Source organism: Pseudomonas sp. LBUM1644 (genome assembly GCF_059716195.1).
Window position 1 is genome coordinate 4617114 of record NZ_CP166812.1, and the last position, 18335, is coordinate 4635448.

The 18335-nt window shown below is 59.7% G+C and carries 17 protein-coding genes; 1 reads left to right on the forward strand and 16 read right to left on the reverse strand.

All coding sequences use genetic code 11. From position 1 onward, the window contains the following. Positions 1-6: 6 nt before the first annotated feature. The 7 genes from ACA052_RS21050 to flhA all read right to left on the reverse strand — a co-directional run bounded on the left by ACA052_RS21050 (position 7) and on the right by flhA (position 8789). Entirely contained in the window at positions 7-2238 is a 2232-nt protein-coding gene (locus ACA052_RS21050) for a chemotaxis protein CheA (RefSeq protein ID WP_497646617.1), read from the reverse strand. 47 nt (positions 2239-2285) lie between these two features. Further along, positions 2286-3074, reverse strand: coding sequence for a protein phosphatase CheZ (locus ACA052_RS21055; RefSeq protein WP_497646618.1), 789 nt, complete (start codon positions 3072-3074; stop codon positions 2286-2288). A gap of 22 nt (positions 3075-3096) precedes the next feature. Then, the gene (locus ACA052_RS21060) at positions 3097-3468 is read right to left on the reverse strand and encodes a chemotaxis response regulator CheY (RefSeq protein WP_003183998.1); all 372 of its coding nucleotides are present in this window, start codon (positions 3466-3468) and stop codon (positions 3097-3099) included. A gap of 167 nt (positions 3469-3635) precedes the next feature. Beyond that, complete coding sequence (gene fliA / locus ACA052_RS21065; protein ID WP_007894214.1) at positions 3636-4376, reverse strand: RNA polymerase sigma factor FliA; 741 nt, start codon at positions 4374-4376, stop codon at positions 3636-3638. Continuing rightward, the gene (gene fleN, locus ACA052_RS21070; protein ID WP_008001746.1) at positions 4373-5203 is read right to left on the reverse strand and encodes a flagellar synthesis regulator FleN; all 831 of its coding nucleotides are present in this window, start codon (positions 5201-5203) and stop codon (positions 4373-4375) included. The genes fliA and fleN overlap by 4 nt, the downstream gene beginning before the upstream one ends. Positions 5204-5319: 116 nt before the next feature. After that, positions 5320-6648, reverse strand: coding sequence for a flagellar biosynthesis GTPase FlhF (flhF, locus tag ACA052_RS21075; RefSeq protein ID WP_497646619.1), 1329 nt, complete (start codon positions 6646-6648; stop codon positions 5320-5322). An 11-nt stretch (positions 6649-6659) separates the two neighbouring features. Next, positions 6660-8789, reverse strand: a complete 2130-nt coding sequence (gene flhA / locus ACA052_RS21080; RefSeq protein ID WP_497646620.1) for a flagellar biosynthesis protein FlhA — start codon at positions 8787-8789, stop codon at positions 6660-6662. A 492-nt stretch (positions 8790-9281) separates the two neighbouring features. On the opposite strand from flhA, the gene ACA052_RS21085 reads away from it, so the two are divergent. Continuing rightward, the gene (locus tag ACA052_RS21085; protein WP_497646621.1) at positions 9282-10340 is read left to right on the forward strand and encodes an RHS repeat-associated core domain-containing protein; all 1059 of its coding nucleotides are present in this window, start codon (positions 9282-9284) and stop codon (positions 10338-10340) included. A gap of 253 nt (positions 10341-10593) precedes the next feature. Here the strand turns inward: ACA052_RS21085 and flhB are convergent, their stop codons facing one another. The 9 genes from flhB to ACA052_RS21130 all read right to left on the reverse strand — a co-directional run bounded on the left by flhB (position 10594) and on the right by ACA052_RS21130 (position 18301). Beyond that, on the reverse strand, positions 10594-11733 hold the full coding sequence (gene flhB, locus ACA052_RS21090) for a flagellar biosynthesis protein FlhB (protein WP_497646622.1): 1140 nt from the start codon (positions 11731-11733) through the stop codon (positions 10594-10596). A 3-nt stretch (positions 11734-11736) separates the two neighbouring features. Continuing rightward, positions 11737-12522 carry a flagellar biosynthetic protein FliR gene (fliR, locus tag ACA052_RS21095; protein WP_497646623.1) on the reverse strand — a complete coding sequence of 262 codons (786 nt, stop codon included), beginning with the start codon at positions 12520-12522 and terminating at the stop codon, positions 11737-11739. A gap of 3 nt (positions 12523-12525) precedes the next feature. Beyond that, positions 12526-12795 (reverse strand): flagellar biosynthesis protein FliQ, encoded by a 270-nt coding sequence (gene fliQ / locus ACA052_RS21100; RefSeq protein ID WP_007948918.1) that lies wholly within the window; start codon positions 12793-12795, stop codon positions 12526-12528. Continuing rightward, on the reverse strand, positions 12792-13550 hold the full coding sequence (gene fliP / locus ACA052_RS21105; RefSeq protein WP_497646624.1) for a flagellar type III secretion system pore protein FliP: 759 nt from the start codon (positions 13548-13550) through the stop codon (positions 12792-12794). Before fliP ends, fliQ begins: the two co-directional genes overlap by 4 nt. After that, the gene (gene fliO / locus ACA052_RS21110) at positions 13550-13996 is read right to left on the reverse strand and encodes a flagellar biosynthetic protein FliO (RefSeq protein WP_497646625.1); all 447 of its coding nucleotides are present in this window, start codon (positions 13994-13996) and stop codon (positions 13550-13552) included. Before fliO ends, fliP begins: the two co-directional genes overlap by 1 nt. Further along, entirely contained in the window at positions 13997-14455 is a 459-nt protein-coding gene (gene fliN / locus ACA052_RS21115) for a flagellar motor switch protein FliN (protein WP_497646626.1), read from the reverse strand. Positions 14456-14517: 62 nt separating this feature from the next. Then, the gene (gene fliM, locus ACA052_RS21120) at positions 14518-15486 is read right to left on the reverse strand and encodes a flagellar motor switch protein FliM (RefSeq protein ID WP_497646627.1); all 969 of its coding nucleotides are present in this window, start codon (positions 15484-15486) and stop codon (positions 14518-14520) included. Positions 15487-15495: 9 nt separating this feature from the next. Further along, positions 15496-15996, reverse strand: a complete 501-nt coding sequence (fliL, locus tag ACA052_RS21125) for a flagellar basal body-associated protein FliL (protein WP_497646628.1) — start codon at positions 15994-15996, stop codon at positions 15496-15498. Positions 15997-16909: 913 nt separating this feature from the next. After that, on the reverse strand, positions 16910-18301 hold the full coding sequence (locus tag ACA052_RS21130; RefSeq protein WP_497646629.1) for a flagellar hook-length control protein FliK: 1392 nt from the start codon (positions 18299-18301) through the stop codon (positions 16910-16912). Between the last annotated feature and the right edge of the window lie 34 nt (positions 18302-18335).

Genomic DNA, 18335 nt, shown 5'->3' on the forward strand with positions numbered 1-18335 from the left:
CCAGAATCAAATACGCCGTGCGGCGTAACGCTTGAGCATGCTCGGAACATCGAGAATCAGCGCAATACGGCCGTCACCGGTGATGGTGGCGCCGGACATGCCCGGGGTTCCCTGGAGCATTTTGCCCAAAGGCTTGATGACCACTTCTTCCTGGCCAACCAGCTGATCGACGACGAAGCCGATCCGCTGGGTGCCCACCGAAAGGATCACCACATGGCCTTCGCGCTGCTCTTCGTGAGCGGCGGAGCTGACCAGCCAGCGCTTGAGGTAGAACAGTGGCAGCGCCTTGTCCCGCACGATCACCACTTCCTGGCCGTCCACCACGTTGGTGCGCGACAGGTCGAGGTGGAAGATCTCGTTGACGTTCACCAGCGGGAACGCGAACGCCTGGTTGCCGAGCATGACCATCAGCGTCGGCATGATCGCCAGGGTCAACGGGACCTTGATGACGATTTTCGAGCCCTGGCCCTTGGCCGAGTAGATGTTGATCGAGCCGTTGAGCTGGGAAATCTTGGTTTTCACCACGTCCATGCCCACGCCACGACCCGACACGTCGGAAATCTCGGTTTTGGTCGAGAACCCTGGCGCGAAAATCAGGTTGTAGCACTCGGTGTCGCTCAAGCGATCGGCCGCGTCCTTGTCCATCACTCCGCGTTTAACGGCAATGGAACGCAGGACGTTCGGGTCCATGCCTTTGCCGTCATCGGAGATCGACAGCAGGATATGGTCGCCTTCCTGTTCAGCCGCCAGGATCACCTTGCCGCCGCGGGACTTGCCCGACGCTTCGCGTTCTTCCGGCGACTCGATGCCGTGGTCGACCGCGTTGCGCACCAAGTGGACCAGCGGGTCGGCCAGGGCCTCGACGAGGTTCTTGTCGAGGTCGGTTTCTTCGCCGACCAGCTCCAGGTTGATCTCTTTCTTGAGCTGGCGAGCCAGGTCGCGAACCAGGCGCGGGAAGCGCCCGAAGACCTTCTTGATCGGTTGCATCCGGGTCTTCATGACCGCGGTTTGCAGGTCGGCCGTGACCACGTCGAGGTTGGATACGGCCTTGGACATGGCTTCATCGGCGCTGTTGGCACCGAGGCGGACCAGGCGGTTACGCACCAGCACCAATTCGCCGACCATGTTCATGATTTCGTCGAGACGCGCGGTGTCGACCCGCACGGTGGTCTCGGCTTCGCTGGCTGGCTTTTCCGCAGGCGGCGCAGCGGGTGCACGGGCAGGCGCCGGTGCAGCAGCGGCAGCAGGCTTCGGTGCCTCGGCTTTTGGCGCGGGCGCTTTGGCGACGGGTGCCGGCGCTTTGGCGACTGGCGCGGCTACCGAAGAAGACGCAGAGCCGGTACCGACTTCAGTGAACTTGCCTTTGCCGTGCAATTCGTCGAGCAGCGATTCGAACTCGTGATCCGAGATCAGATCGCCGCCGGCCGCTGCTGCCTTTGGCGCAGCCGGGGTCGGTACCGAGGCAATCGCCGATTCCAGCGCTTCGACAGCAAAGTTACCCTTGCCATGCAGCTGATCAAGCAGTGCTTCAAACTCGTCGTCGGTAATGTCGGAACTGTCGCCTGGCGCTTTCGGGGCAGCCGGGGCCGCAGGCGCGGCTACCGCGTCGACGGCGAACTGGCCTTTGCCGTGCAACTGATCGAGCAGTGACTCAAACTCGGCATCGGTAATTTCGTCGCTGGTTGCTGCATTGCCCGCGGGCAGCGGAGCCGGGGCCTCGGCCTGAGCCTTGACGGCATTCAGCGAGTCCAGCAGTTGTTCGAATTCGTTATCAGTGATGTCGCCCGATTCGCCTTCAGCCGCCGGCGCTTCGAACACTTCGGCAACCGGGGCCGACTCATCAGCGGTTTGCGGCTCGGCCAGACGGGCCAGGGCAGCGAGCAATTCAGGTGTCGCGGCCGTGATCGGGCTGCGTTCACGGACTTCGGTAAACATGCTGTTCACCGCGTCCAGCGCTTCGAGAACCACGTCCATCAGTTCCGAGTCGACGCGACGCTCACCCTTGCGCAGGATGTCGAACACGTTCTCGGCGATGTGACAGCACTCCACCAGCTCGTTGAGCTGGAGGAAGCCGGCGCCCCCTTTTACAGTGTGAAAACCGCGAAAAATTGCATTGAGCAAGTCCGCATCATCCGGTCGGCTTTCAAGCTCGACCAGCTGTTCGGACAGTTGCTCTAGAATCTCGCCGGCCTCAACCAGGAAATCCTGAAGGATCTCTTCATCGGCGCCGAAGCTCATGTATGGGGTGCTCCTAACAGGTTTAAAAACCTAAAATACCTAAAATTCTAAAACCCTAGGCTGGATAGCAAATCGTCCACATCGTCCTGACCGGACACAACGTCTTCTCTTTTATCGGCATGAATCTGCGGACCTTCACCCTGAGAGAGATGTTTTTGCGGATCTTTTTCTGCAAGCATCGCATCACGGTCATGTTCGATGCCCGCAAAGCGGTCCACCTGACTGGCCATCAGCACGAGCTTGAGCAGGTTGCTTTCAACTTCGGTGACCAATTGGGTCACACGCTTGATCACCTGACCGGTGAGGTCCTGGTAATCCTGGGCCAGCAGAATGTCGTTGAGGTTGCTCGACACGGCGCGGTTGTCTTCACTGCTGCGCGTCAGGAAACCGTCGACGCGACGGGCCAGCTCGCGGAACTCTTCGGCTCCGACTTCGCGACGCATGAACCGACCCCAGTCCGCGCTCAAGGCCTGGGCTTCTTCGCTCAGGCTGTTGACCAGCGGCGTGGAGTTTTCCACCAGATCCATGGTGCGGTTGGCCGCCGCCTCGGTCAGCTTGACCACATACCCCAGGCGCTCGGTGGCGTCGGTGATCTGTGACACTTCCTCGGCTTGCGGCATGTTCGGGTCAATCTGGAAATTGACGATCGCGCTATGCAGCTCACGGGTGAGCTTGCCCACTTCCTGGTACAGGCCACGGTCACGGGTCTGATTGAGCTCATGGATCAGTTGCACCGCATCGCCGAACCTGCCTTTTTCAAGGCTCGCGACCAGTTCGACGGCGTGTTTTTTCAGGGTCGATTCAAAATCGCCCTGTGAAGATTCTTTATGCTCCATAGCTCCCCCGTGGCGCAGTCCATCAACCGATGCGTTCGAAAATCTTCTCGATTTTTTCTTTCAACGCCTGGGCCGTGAAGGGTTTGACCACATAGCCGTTTACACCGGCCTGGGCCGCTTCGATGATCTGCTCGCGCTTGGCTTCAGCGGTCACCATCAGCACCGGCAGGTGCTTGAGCTTTTCATCGGCGCGCACGTGGCGCAGCAGGTCGATACCGGTCATGCCAGGCATGTTCCAGTCCGTTACCAGAAAGTCGATGCTCCCGCTGTTGAGAACCGGAATGGCAGTAGTGCCATCGTCGGCCTCGACCGTGTTGGTGAACCCAAGGTCACGCAACAGGTTTTTTATGATCCGCCGCATCGTTGAGAAGTCATCAACGATGAGGATTTTCATGTTCTTGTCCAATTCGACCTCCAAGCAGTCTTAAACGCGCCCAGCACCTGGACGCGCCATTTCAATCAATCCGGCAAAGCACTCAATGACTGTCTGGAGCACAACAGATCGAGACCGGCGCAGTTCAACACCACACCAGCCACGTTCGCAGTGTCCCCACACTGCCTTCAGCGCGCTCGCCACTCCCCCAAACGCCCCCGCAAACGGGCCGCGCACTGGCTGTGTAACTGGCTGACCCGAGATTCGCTGACCCCCAGGACTTCACCGATTTCCTTGAGATTCAGCTCTTCGTCGTAGTACAGCGCCAACACCAGTCGCTCACGCTCCGGCAAATTGGCAATCGCGTCCGCCAGCGCTGCCTGGAAGCGTTCATCTTCCAGATCGCGTGACGGCTCGAGATGAGCACTCGCGCCATCCTCGTGCAGCCCTTCGTGTTCGCCGTCCTGCAACAGATCGTCGAAACTGAATAAACGGCTGCCCAGGGTGTCGTTCAAAATCCCGTAATAATCGTCGAGACTCAATTGGAGTTCGGCCGCAACCTCGTGATCTTTAGCGTCACGACCGGTTTTAGCTTCAATCGAGCGAATGGCGTCGCTGACCATCCGGGTATTGCGGTGGACCGAACGTGGCGCCCAGTCCCCCTTGCGGACTTCATCGAGCATGGCGCCGCGGATTCGAATGCCCGCGTACGTCTCGAAACTCGCGCCTTTGCTGGCGTCGTATTTGGTCGACACTTCCAGCAGACCGATCATCCCGGCCTGGATCAGGTCTTCGACCTGGACACTGGCCGGCAGACGCGCCAGCAAGTGATAGGCAATGCGTTTAACCAGTGGCGCGTAACGCTCGATCAGCTCGTACTGCGCGTCACGTGCCGACTTCTTGTAGAGGTTGTAACCGCTGGCTGTCATAGAACCGGTCCTGCCGTTTGTTGCACGAGGCGCTCGACGAAAAACTCCAGGTGCCCACGCGGGTTGGCAGGCAGCGGCCAGGTATCGACCTTCTGTGCAATCGCCTTGAAGGCCAGCGAGCACTTGGAACGCGGAAAGGCTTCATACACGGCACGTTGCTTTTGCACGGCCTTGCGCACGCTTTCGTCGTACGGCACCGCACCGACGTATTGTAGGGCGACGTCGAGGAAGCGATCCGTGACCTTGGTCAACTTGGCGAACAGGTTGCGACCTTCCTGCGGGCTCTGGGCCATGTTGGCCAGGACGCGGAAGCGGTTCATGCCGTAATCGCGGTTAAGCAGTTTGATCAGGGCGTAGGCGTCTGTGATCGAGGTCGGTTCATCGCACACCACCAGCAGGACTTCCTGGGCGGCGCGGACGAAACTGACCACCGAGTCACCAATGCCCGCAGCGGTGTCGATCACCAGCACGTCGAGGTTGTCGCCGATATCGCTGAATGCCTGGATCAGGCCGGCGTGTTGAGCCGGGCTCAGATGAACCATGCTCTGGGTGCCGGACGCTGCCGGGACGATGCGGATGCCGCCAGGGCCCTGCAACAGAACGTCGCGCAGCTCGCAGCGGCCTTCGATCACGTCGGCCAGGGTACGTTTGGGTGTCAGTCCCAGCAGGACGTCGACATTTGCCAGCCCCAGGTCGGCGTCCAACAGCATGACGCGACGGCCGAGCTCAGCCAGGGCCAGTGACAAATTCACTGACACGTTAGTCTTGCCGACGCCACCTTTGCCGCCGGTCACCGCGATCACCTGTACGGGATGCATGCTGCCCATGTTATTTCTTTACCTTGTCTTGCATAGACGGAGGCCACATTACTGGCTGCGCGTTCACAAACGGAACAATGCATGGCAGACCATCGATGTAGGTACAAAAACTGTTCATTAATACCTCAGCCAACCTGCTTGGTCGGGCTGTGGTAAATATCAGCGAACATGTCAGCCATGGCTTCTTCGCTGGGTTCTTCCTGCATTTGCACGCTGACGGCGCGACTGACCAACTGATGACGGCGCGGCAGATGCAAATCATCCGGAATCCGCGGGCCATCGGTCAGGTACGCCACCGGCAAGTCATGACTGATGGCCAGGCTCAACACTTCGCCCAGGCTTGCCGTTTCATCCAGTTTAGTCAGGATGCAGCCAGCGAGCCCGCAGCGCTTGTAACTGTGATAAGCGGCCGTTAGAACCTGTTTCTGGCTGGTGGTTGCCAGGACCAGATAATTTTTCGATCGTATACCACGCCCGGCCAGGCTCTCGAGCTGCATGCGCAGGGCTGGATCGCTGGCTTGCAGGCCGGCGGTATCGATCAGCACCACGCGCTTGCGCAGCAAGGGATCCAGTGCCTGAACCAATGACTGGCCCGGATCGACGTGGGTCACCGACACATTGAGAATACGGCCGAGGGTCTTGAGCTGCTCCTGGGCACCGATACGGTAGCTGTCCATGCTCACCAGCGCGATGTTTTGCGCGCCGTACTTGAGCACGTAACGGGCCGCGAGCTTGGCCAGGGTGGTGGTCTTGCCCATGCCGGCAGGGCCGACCATGGCAATGACTCCGCCCTCCTCCAGAGGCTCGACTTCCGGAGTGGAGATCATCCGCGCCAGGTGCGCCAGCAACATGCGCCAGGCCTGGCGGGGTTCTTCAATGTCGGTAATCATCGCCAGCAGATCGCGCGACAACGGCCCGGACAGGCCGATGCGTTGCAGGCGACGCCAGAGATTGGCCTGGGCCGGACGGCTGCCTTGCAGCTGATTCCAGGCCAGGGAGCCCAGCTGAACTTCCATCAGCTCGCGCAGGCTGTTGAGTTCGAAACGCATCGAGTCGAACGCCCGGGGATCAACGCCCGTCGAGGTCGGCGCAGGGGTCGGCGCAGCACGACGGGGTTCGGCGTAGGTCGGTTCGATCAGCGGCTCGGCGGCGGTCAGCGGCAGACCGGCGAACAACTGGCGGTTGGTGCTCTTGTCGCTCTCGCCATCGCCACGCAGGCTCAGCTCGGCCTGGGCGGTCACGATCCGCGACTGGGTCTTGCGCAGCTCATCCTCGAGTTCCATGTTCGGAACACGCGGGGCCAACGCCGACAGTTTGTAATCCAGAGCGGCCGTCAGCTCGACACCACCGGCGATCCGGCGGTTGCCAATAATGGCGGCATCAGCGCCCAGCTCATCACGAACCAGTTTCATGGCCTGACGCATATCGGCGGCGAAAAAACGCTTAACTTGCATAAACCACTACCTCAGCCGTTGGGCCCTACTGTCGCAACGATGGTCACTTGCTTGTTGTCAGGAATTTCCTGGTAAGCCAACACATGCAAACCCGGGACTGCCAGTCGGCCGAATCGCGACAACATCGCGCGAACCGGACCGGCTACCAGCAGAATCACCGGTTGACCTTGCATTTCCTGACGCTGCGCCGCTTCGATCAACGAGCGCTGCAGTTTCTCAGCCATGCTTGGCTCCAGCAGAACGCCCTCTTCCGAGCCTTGTCCTGCCTTCTGCAGACTATTGAGCAATATTTGTTCCAACCTTGGCTCCAAGGTGATAACTGGCAGCTCGGACTCAGTCCCTACAATGCTTTGGACGATTGCACGGGATACGCCGACGCGTACGGCGGCGACCAATGCGGCAGTATCTTGACTCTTGGCAGCATTGTTGGCGATGGCTTCGGCGATGCTGCGAATGTCGCGCACCGGCACTTGTTCAGCCAACAGTGCTTGCAGGACCTTGAGCAATTGCGACAGCGACACCACGCCCGGCACCAACTCTTCCGCCAGTTTCGGCGAGCTTTTCGCCAGCAACTGCATGAGTTGCTGCACTTCTTCGTGACCGATCAGTTCACTGGAGTGCTTGTACAGAATTTGGTTCAAGTGGGTTGCCACCACCGTACTGGCATCGACCACGGTGTAACCGAGGGATTGCGCCTGCGCGCGCTGGCTGATTTCGATCCAGACAGCCTCCAGCCCAAAAGCCGGATCTTTGGCGGTTATGCCGTTGAGCGAACCGTAGACCTGCCCGGGGTTGATCGCCAGTTCGCGGTCCGGATAAATCTCCGCCTCCGCCAGGATCACGCCCATCAGGGTCAGGCGATAGGCGCTAGGCGCCAAGTCAAGGTTGTCACGGATATGCACAGTTGGCATCAGGAAGCCCAGGTCCTGGGACAGCTTCTTGCGCACACCTTTGATCCGCGCCAGCAGCTGGCCACCCTGGTTGCGGTCCACCAGCGGAATCAGGCGATAGCCCACTTCCAGGCCAATCATGTCGATTGGGGTGACGTCGTCCCAGCCAAGTTCCTTGGTTTCCTGGGCGCGGGCTGGCGATGGCAGCAGTTCCTGCTGGCGCTTGACCTCTTGCAGGGCCTGAACCTTGACGACGTTCTGCTTTTTCCAGAACAGGTACGCGCCGCCGGCCGCGAGGGCCGCCATGCTGAGAAAGGAGAAGTGCGGCATGCCGGGCACCAGGCCCATGACTGCCATCAGACCGGCCGCCACCGCCAACGCTTTAGGCGAGGCGAACATCTGGCGATTGATTTGCTTGCCCATGTCTTCCGAGCCGGAAGCACGGGTCACCATGATCGCGGCGGCTGTGGATAACAACAGTGATGGCAATTGCGCCACCAAACCGTCACCAATGGTCAACAGCGCGTAAACCTTGCCGGCATCGCCGAAGCTCATGCCGTGCTGGAAAATACCAACCGCCATGCCGCCGATAAGGTTGATGAACAGAATCAACAGGCCGGCGATGGCATCACCACGGACGAACTTGCTGGCGCCGTCCATGGAACCGTAGAACTCGGCTTCCTGTGCCACTTCCATCCGGCGCAACTTGGCCTGGTTCTGATCGATCAGGCCGGCGTTCAAGTCGGCGTCGATGGCCATCTGTTTGCCGGGCATCGCATCGAGGGTGAAACGCGCGCTCACCTCGGAAATCCGCCCGGCACCCTTGGTCACCACGACGAAGTTGATGATCATCAAAATCGCGAAGACCACGATACCGACCACGTAGTTACCGCCGATTACCACCTCACCGAAGGCCTGGATCACCTTGCCGGCGGCAGCATGGCCGTCCTGACCGTGGAGCATCACCACCCGCGTGGAGGCCACGTTCAGCGCCAGTCGCAGCAGTGTCGCCACCAGCAGAATGGTCGGGAACACCGCAAAATCCAGCGGCCGCAAGGCGTACACGCAGACCAGCAACACCACAATCGACAACGCGATGTTGAACGTGAAAAACACGTCAAGCAGGAACGGCGGCACCGGCAGCATCATCATCGCCAGCATGACCAGCAGCAACAACGGCACGCCCAGATTGCCCCGACTTAAGTCGGCAACGTTTGTGCGAGCAGTGTTGAGTAACTGAGAGCGATCCACCGGTTTTCCCCGTGCCTTAAAGCAAACTTTTGACGCCTGAAGCAGGCGCAGAGCGGGTACTGCAAGAAGCTTTCCAACTTTTGCCGGGGTTTGAAATAGAGAAATTTCGCCTACAAAAAAGATCGCAGCCTTCGGCAGCTCCTACATTGAAATGCGTACACCTGTAGGAGCGGCCGAAGGCTGCGATCTTTTGATTTTGAGATCAGGAATGTCTGGACTCACCGCTGACCTCATGTAGCAGCTGTCGAGCCCGCGAGGCTGCGTCCGGCTGCGCAGCAGTCGTAAAAACCCCACGAGGACTTTGGTCGAGCGCACCCCCGGCTCGAACGCAGCCTCGCGGGCTCGACAGCTGCTACAAGCGTCAGCGCAGAAATCGCGCGTCGAGTTCAGCGCAGTCGTCAATCGAACGGGCCTGCACCAACCTACCTATCAGTTCTGCTAGTACCCGACCCTGGCGAAACCGCCAATACTGAGCGCCAGTCCTTCGGACCTTTGGAGCATTCACTCATGCAACCACGGCGCGAAACCCAGACCTGCCATTACCGCTACGACGCCTTGGACCGGTTGATTGCCCATTCGCCGCCCAGCGCGCCCGAGCATCAGCGCTTTTATTGCAAAAGCCGGCTGGCCACAGAGATACAGGGAGCGATGCGCTATTCAATCGTCCAGCACGGCGACCAGCTTCTGGCGCAACGGCAGGGCGAGGGCGATGCACTCGATGCCACGCTGCTGGTAACCGACCAGCAGCGCTCGGTGCTGTACGCGCTGGAGGCCAAGCACTCCCAACAACCCATCGCCTATTTGCCCTACGGGCAGCGAAACGTTGAAAACGGATTACTCAGCCTGCTTGGCTTCAACGGTGAAAGGCTGGATCCGGTGACCGGGCATTATTTATTGGGCAATGGGTACCGGGCGTTTAATCCGGTGTTGATGCGGTTTAATAGTCCGGATAGTTGGAGTCCGTTTGGGGAAGGTGGGTTGAATCCGTATATGTATTGCCTTGGAGACCCGGTCAATCAGGACGATTCGAACGGACATGTTTCCTTGCGCATGATTGTGAAACTTGCAGCTTGGAGGGATCGAGCAATTGCTAGAGCGGCTACAACCCGGCAACTTAAAAAACTGACGGAATTATCGTCCACGACCTCCCCAATGCCTTTTCCACTCAATGCTCTGGAACAACTGCAAGCCGCAAAGAACAGTAGCATCAGCTTAAAAAGAATCTCCTTACAGAAAGTAAAAAGTCTAGGAATAACGGAGCGAGACGCCCCAATCCCCCAAGCCTTCACAGATGCGAAATCAGCCGTTGCAAATATCGAGACAACCCTCCACGAAACCCGCGAGCAATACGTGACTGAACAGCTAGAAAGAAGTTTCGTCAGGTACGGCAGATTAGGAATAGCTGGCCGCGCCGAGCTCGGAGGTATAAGCGAGCTTGAGCTTGGCTCTGCAAGTGGACTACCACCTTTATCACCCACCTCCCAAAAATTATTTTTCGGTAAATTAGACAAAGTAATGGACGCAGCAATAGCTAATTTGCGGCGCACTTAAAGACAGGCTAGATCAACAACTTACGCCTAGCCGGATGCTTTCCGGATCCAATTCGGTGGAGTAGTAGAATTTCTAAAAAAAGGGGGGGGGGTTATTTAAGCGCAACTTTTTCGGAGGCGGGATAGAGGTGTTTGCAAGCCCGGAAGATCAAAAGATCGCAGCCTTCGGCAGCTCCTACACAGGTATTGCGTACACCCTGTAGGAGCTGCCGAAGGCTCGGGCCGCGTTCGGACGATCTTTTGCTTTGGATTTATCAAGAATCGCGGCGCAAATCCGGCGGAATGGGCAAATCATCCTTAATCGGATCCGGCCGCTTGCCCTTGCCAGCCCGGTGCTGTCGGATCTGGTAAACGTAGGCCAGTACTTGGGCGACGGCGAGGTAGAGACCGCCGGGAATTTCCTGGTCGAGTTCCGTGGAGTAATAAATCGACCGTGCCAACGCCGGCGACTCCAGCAACAACACTTCATTCGCCACGGCGATTTCACGGATTTTCAGCGCCAGGAAATCACTGCCCTTGGCGATCAACATCGGCGCCCCGCCCTTGTCGGGGTCGTACTTGAGCGCCACGGCGTAGTGGGTCGGGTTGGTGATGACCACGTCCGCGTCGGGAATCGCCGCCATCATCCGGCGCTGGGACATTTCGCGTTGCAGCTGGCGAATCCGCTGTTTGACCTCGGGCCGCCCTTCCTGATCCTTATGCTCGTCGCGCACTTCCTGCTTGGTCATCAGCAGTTTCTTGTGGCTTTCCCACAGCTGCACCGGCACATCCACGGCCGCAATGATGATCAGGCCGCAGGCCATCCACAACGTGCTCCAGCCGACCACTTGCAGGCTGTGTGTAATCGCTTGATCCAGCGGCTCATGGGCGATGCGCAGCAAGTCGTCGATGTCTGAAGACAACACGGCCAGCGCCACAGTCAGCACGATAAAAAACTTCGCCAGGGCCTTGAGCAACTCCACCAATGCCTTGGGCGAGAACATCCGCTTCAGCCCCGCGCCAGGGTTCATGCGGCTGAATTTCGGCGCCATGGAGCCCGCCGCAAACAACCAGCCGCCGAGCGAGATCGGGCCGATCACCGCCGCCAGCAGCAAGGTGATCATCACGGGCTGGATGGCTACCAGCGCGATCTGCCCGGAGTGCAGCAGAAAAGTGCCCATGCTGCGCTGATCCAGGATCACTTCCCGCGAGAGCGAAAAGTTGATGCGCATCAGCTCCATCATGTCCTGCGCCAATGCGCCGCCGAAAATCAGCAAGGCGCCGGCACCCGCGAGCATGATCGCCAGGGTATTGAGCTCCTTGGAGCGCGCGATCTCGCCTTTATCCCGGGAGTCTTTTTTGCGTTTGTCCGTGGGGTCTTCTGTTTTGTCCTGACCGCTTTCGCTCTCAGCCATGGCTCAGCTCGCCCGCGCCAGTTCGCGTAAAAACTGCAGGGCCTCGGAGGCCAGCGGTTGATACTGATTGAGAATGTCCGCCAGCCCGACCCACACAATAAACAGGCCCAGCACCAGGATCAGCGGGAAGCCGATGGAAAAGATGTTCAGCTGCGGTGCGGCGCGGGTCATCACGCCAAAAGCGATGTTGACCACCAGCAGCGCGGTGATGGCCGGCAAGACCAGCATCAACGCGGCCCCGAGCACCCAGCCCAGTTTGCCGGCCAGTTCCCAGAAATGATTGACCATCAAGCCGCTGCCAACTGGCAACGTGGTGAAGCTTTCTGTGAGGACTTCGAACACCACCAGATGACCGTTCATCGACAGGAACATCAGGGTCACGAGCATGGTGAAGAACTGCCCGATCACCGCCACCGACACGCCGTTGGTGGGGTCAACCATGGACGCGAAGCCCATGCCCATCTGAATCGCGACGATTTGCCCGGCGACCACGAAGGCCTGGAAGAACAGCTGCAAGGAAAACCCCAGCACCGCGCCGACGAGAATCTGCTCGGCAATCAGCAGCAATCCGCTCAAGTCCAGCGCATTGACCGGTGGCATCGGCGGCAGGCCGGGCGCGATCACCACGGTAATCGCCAGGGCGAAATAAAGACGTACGCGCTTGGGCACCAGGGTCGTACCGAATACCGGCATGACCATCAATACGGCACCGACGCGAAACAGCGGCAACATGAACGTCGCCACCCAGGTACTGATCTGGGTATCGGTCAGCTGCAGCAACGACGGCATGGCTTAGCCAATGACCTGAGGAATGCTGCCGTACAACTGCAGGATGTATTCCATGAAGGTCTGCACCAGCCAAGGGCCGGCCACGATCAGCGTCACCAGCATCACCAGCAAACGCGGGAGGAAGCTCAGGGTCTGTTCGTTGATCTGCGTGGCGGCCTGGAACATCGCGACCAGCAAACCCACCAGCAAGCTCGGGATCACCAGCACAGCGACCATCATGGTGGTCAGCCACAGCGCTTCGCGGAAGATGTCGACCGCAACTTCTGGCGTCATGGCGAGACACCGCCGAAGCTGCTGGCCAAGGTGCCAATGATCAACGCCCAGCCATCTACCAGCACAAACAGCATGATTTTGAACGGCAGGGAAATGATCAGCGGCGAGAGCATCATCATGCCCATGGCCATCAACACACTGGCCACGACCAAGTCGATGATCAGGAACGGAATGAAGATCATGAAGCCGATCTGGAACGCGGTTTTCAATTCGGACGTGACGAAGGCCGGGACCAGGATGGTCAATGGCGCCTGATCCGGCGAAGCGATATCCGTGCGTTTGGACAAGCGCATGAACAGCTCAAGATCGCTGCTGCGTGTCTGCGCCAGCATGAAGTCCTTGATCGGCACCTGGGCCTTGGCCACGGCATCCTGAGCGGTCATTTTTTCCGCCAGGTACGGCTGCAAGGCATCCTGGTTTACCCGGTCGAATACCGGCGCCATGATGAACAGGGTCAGGAACAGCGCCATGCCGGTGAGGATCTGGTTCGACGGTGTTTGTTGCAGACCCAGGGCCTGACGCAGGATCGAGAAGACAATGATGATCCGGGTGAAACTGGTCATCAGCATGACAAACGCTGGAATAAAGCTCAGCGCGGTCATGATCAGCAGGATCTGCAGGCTGACCGAGTATTCCTGAGCGCCGTTGGCATTGGTGCCCAACGTGATCGCCGGGATCGACAACGGATCGGCGGCCAACGCCAGCGGCGCCGCCAGCATCAGGGCCAGCGTCAAGACGATGCGTAGCGCACCCATTACTTCTTATCCTTCTGATCCTTGCCGAGCATCTCCAATAGACGCTGGGCAAACTCCGGAGTCGCTTTTTCGGTACCGCTCGGCACTTGCACCGGCTCCTTGAGCACATGCAACGCGGTAATGGTTCCAGGGCTCAGGCCGAGCAGAATCTGCTCGTTGCCGACCTGCACCAGCATCAATCGGTCACGAGGACCGAGCGCGCGGGAACCGATCAGCTCGATCACTTGCCCTTTGCCCGCGGGTCCTGCCTGCTGGACCCGGCGGAGCAGCCAGGCGAGGAAGAAAATCAGCCCTAGCACCAGCAGCAAGCCGAATACCAGTTGCGTCAATTGCCCGGCCACGCCACTGCTGACCGCTGGCGCAGCGGCGGTGGCAGCCGTCGCCACCGGCTCGGCTGCCAGAACGCTGAACGGCAGTGCCAGCACAAACCCCAGAACCTTTTTCACCTAGCGCAGCTTCTTGATACGTTCGCTTGGGCTGATCACGTCAGTCAGGCGGATGCCGAACTTCTCGTTGACCACAACCACTTCGCCGTGAGCGATGAGCGTGCCGTTGACCAGCACGTCCAGCGGCTCACCGGCCAGGCGATCAAGCTCGATCACCGAGCCTTGGTTGAGTTGCAGCAGGTTGCGGATGTTGATGTCGGTACTGCCGACTTCCATGGAAATCGACACCGGGATGTCGAGAATCACGTCCAGGTTGGGGCCTTCCAGGCTGACCGGGTCGTTGTTCTTCGGCACGCTGCCGAACTCTTCCATCGGCAGTCGGCTGGACGGCGAACTGGCGGCGTCGGCGGCCAGCAAGGCATCGATGTCATCCTGGCCGGCATCACCGGTTTCTTCCAGGGCAGCAGCCCATTCATCGGCCAGCGCCTGGTCGTCCTGGGTATTCATATCGTCAGCCATCATTTGTCCTCGGCGGGCAAAAATTCAATTAGGTGCGGTTAAAGCGAATTGGGAGGCGCCGCTCAGCGGCGCTCGATCGGCTCGATCACTTGCAACGCGAGGTTGCCTTTGTGCGAGCCCATCTTGACCTTGAACGCAGGCACGCCGTTGGCGCGCATGATCATTTCGTCCGGCATCTCGACCGGGATAATGTCCCCCGGCTGCATGTGCAGAATGTCCCGCAGGCGCAACTGGCGGCGGGCGACCGTGGCCCCGATCGGCACGTCCACGTCCAGCACGTCCTGGCGCAAGGCGTTGACCCAGCGCTCGTCCTGATCGTCGAGGTCCGACTGGAAACCGGCGTCGAGCATTTCGCGCACCGGCTCGATCATCGAGTACGGCATGGTCACGTGCAGGTCGCCGCCACCGCCATCAAGTTCGATGTGGAACGTCGACACCACAACGGCTTCGCTCGGGCCGACGATGTTGGCCATGGCCGGGTTCACTTCCGAGTTGATGTACTCGAAGTTGACTTCCATGATCGCCTGCCAGGCTTCCTTCAAATCGACGAAGGCCTGCTCGAGCACCATGCGCACCACACGCAGTTCGGTCGGGGTGAATTCACGCCCCTCGATCTTCGCGTGACGGCCGTCGCCGCCGAAGAAGTTGTCCACCAGCTTGAACACCAGCTTGGCGTCGAGGATGAACAACGCCGTGCCGCGCAACGGTTTGATCTTGACCAGGTTGAGGCTGGTCGGCACGTACAGCGAGTGCACGTATTCGCCAAACTTCATCACCTGCACGCCACCGACGGCCACGTCTGCCGAACGGCGCAGCATGTTGAACATGCTGATGCGGGTGTAGCGGGCGAAACGCTCGTTGATCATTTCCAGGGTCGGCATGCGTCCACGGACGATGCGATCCTGGCTGGTCAGGTCGTAGCTTTTGACGGTGCCGGGTTCGGCAGCGATATCGGTCTGTACCAGACCATCGTCGACGCCATGCAACAGCGCATCGATCTCATCCTGGGACAGCAGGTCTTGCACGGCCATGTCGTGTTCCTACTGCAGTACGAAATTAGTGAAAAGCAACTGTTCGATGACCACTTTGCCGAGTTCTTTCTGCGCCACTTCCTGGACGCTGGCCGTGGCTTTCTGACGCAACATCTCCTGGCCGACCGGCGACGCCAGGGTCGCGAAGTCCTGCCCGGAGAACAGCATGACCAGGTTATTGCGGATCACTGGCATGTGAACTTTGAGCGCTTCCAGATCGGCCTGGTTGCGGCCCTGCATGGTGATGCTCACTTGCATGTAGCGCTGACGGCCGTTCTGGTTGTAGTTGGCCACGAAGGCGGGTGCCATTGGCTCGAAAATCGCTGGCTGCTTGCCGAGCGGGGCTGCATCAGCCGCGGCGACAGGCTTGCTCTGGGCGCTGTGCATGAAGTACCAGGTCGCCCCCACGGACAAGCCGATCGCCAGCAGCAGGGCCACCACGATCACTATGATCAGCTTGAGTTTGCCTTTGGTTGCGGGGTCTTTTACTGCTGCGTCGCTCTTCGCCATGCCAATAATCCGTCACTATTCGGGTTTTCACAGTCGCACGGCAAGGCAAGAGCAAGTGTTATGCCAGAAGTGTCTGGGGGGATGGGAGACAGTGGGTGTTCGGCCACCACGAAACCCATGTGGGGGCGTAATGTTGTTCACTTATTGGAATAGGTTTGGTTTGGTTTGGGGTACATATCCGTTTCTGCGGTAGCGGCTGCTGGCGGTTTCGCTCTTACAGCGAGTCCCTTTTTCAAACGCCAAAAAGCAACCATAAGGCTTTGCCCCTCCATTCGGTGCCTCGCTAAGGCTCGGCATGCCCTCACTCCGGCATTGCTCCGGGGGCCCGCCGCCATCGGCCATCCATGGCCGGGGGCGGCTACCGCGGCATCCTTGCCGCGGTGCCCCCTGCGCAACGCCTGCGTTCGGCCTCTGGGAAAGGGGCAGGCAGATCAAAATCTAAAGCAACAGCCAGATCAAAAGATCGCAGCCTGCGGCAGCTCCTACAGTGAGAACGCGTATACCCGCAAGAACTGGTCGGCTGTCAGGCCGCCTTCGCGAGCAGGCTCGCTCCCACATACAGCAGATCGGCGTACCGCTTTTGATCTTCACCACTCAAGGCCGAGCGTTAGCTCGCCTGTAGCTCTTGATCTTGACGCACCGCCCCCTCGAGAGGCCGAGTGGAGGTTCTGCGCAGTGGGCAACCCGGCATGGATGCCGGGTTAGCCGCGCACGGCCATGGATGGCCGATCGCGGCGGGCCCACGGAGCAGGACCGGAGCGAGGGTATGCCGAGCCACAGCGAGGCACCGAACGAAAGGGGCAGAAGCACTTTGGTTACTTTGGTGCTTTTCCAAAGTGACCCGCCGTAAGGGCGGAACCCATATCAGCCATCACCCAAAAACGGATATGCCCCCCAGCGTTTGTGCATGTGATCAGGCGTAATAATCAACGGCGCTCGAACCAATCACGCTAGTCGTACTGACCGCCACTTCGGCAACTGCTGGCGCAACCTCGTCATCCATGGAATCGAGACGACCACCACTGGCGTTGGTACGCCCACCCTGGCCTTGGCCCTGCTGCGACTGATCCTGCCCCTGGCCCTGCCAGCCACGAGACTGATCGGAAACATTGACGTCGACCTGACCCATCCCCTGCTGCGCAAACATGTCACGCAAGCGATGCATCTGCCCGTCCAGCGCCTCACGAACGCTCGGATGCGCACTCATGAACGTCACTTGAGTCTGCTGATCCGGAACCATGTTGACCCGAATATCCAGGCGCCCCAACTCAGCCGGCTGCAATTGAATGTCCGCCGCCTTGAGATTGGCGCTGGACAGGTACATGACCCGATTCACCACTTCTTCGGTCCAGCCGCTCTGATGCATGGCGATCGGCTGGTTCACCGGCAATGCATTGGCGGTTTTCGGCGTGGCAGCCTGAGTCAGTGCCGCCAGGCGGTTGGCGAAGTCATCGACACGGGTATCGCTGCTGGCCGACTTCAGGTCCTTGAGGCCGTCATCGATCAAACCACTGAAGGCCTTGTCGCCACCCTGGCTAGTGCTGTCCTTGTCGGCTTGCACATCAAGCATGCTCGCCATGCCGGCGGCAAAGTTTTGCGCCGACGTTTGTTCGCCATCGGCCTGGGCCTGGGCCGACGTTGCTGCCGCTTTGGGCTGAGACTGACTGGACGCGGAAACGTGCCCGCTCTGCTCCATAGCCATACGCACGGCCGGCAGCGCATCAAGGGGATCGGCTTCCGGGTCGAAATCGGTATCGGTGCTGGCGACGGGCGCGGTGGTAACAGTCGGTGCCGCTACAGCCGCCGCCGTTGCCGCAGCAATTGGCGCCTCGACCGGAGCTTGCACGATGGCTTCCACCGGTGGAGTAGTCGGCACTGGCGCCGTCACCGTTGATTGCAATGCCTGCATCAATGCGGGATCGAGCGCCGGGTCAACAGGCGCGGCATCGGTAACTGGGGCTTCAAGTGTCTCCGACGTATCGTCGCTGGCAGCCTGGTCATCGGCCGGCGCCAGTTTATCGGCGGGCAAGGAATTGCCGCTATCGGCAACCGCCGGTTCCGCGGCGGCAGGCTTGTCGCTGCTCAGCTCTTTTTTGCCGGCGCTATCCGGGGCTTGATCGCGCGCTGGCTTGGCCGGCGCGTTACTTACGGCAGCAGGTTTGTTCTGGGCTTGATTGGCATAGACCTGAGCGAAGCTGGACGCCTTGTCCCCGGGCTCAGCGGCCACCGCCGGAGTATTGGCGGAAGCGGCTTGAGTCTTGGCCTGCGCGGCGGCCTGTAGAAGGATATTGGGGGTAACGGGCATGACACGGTCTCCGCTGCACTGGGATCGTAGGTAC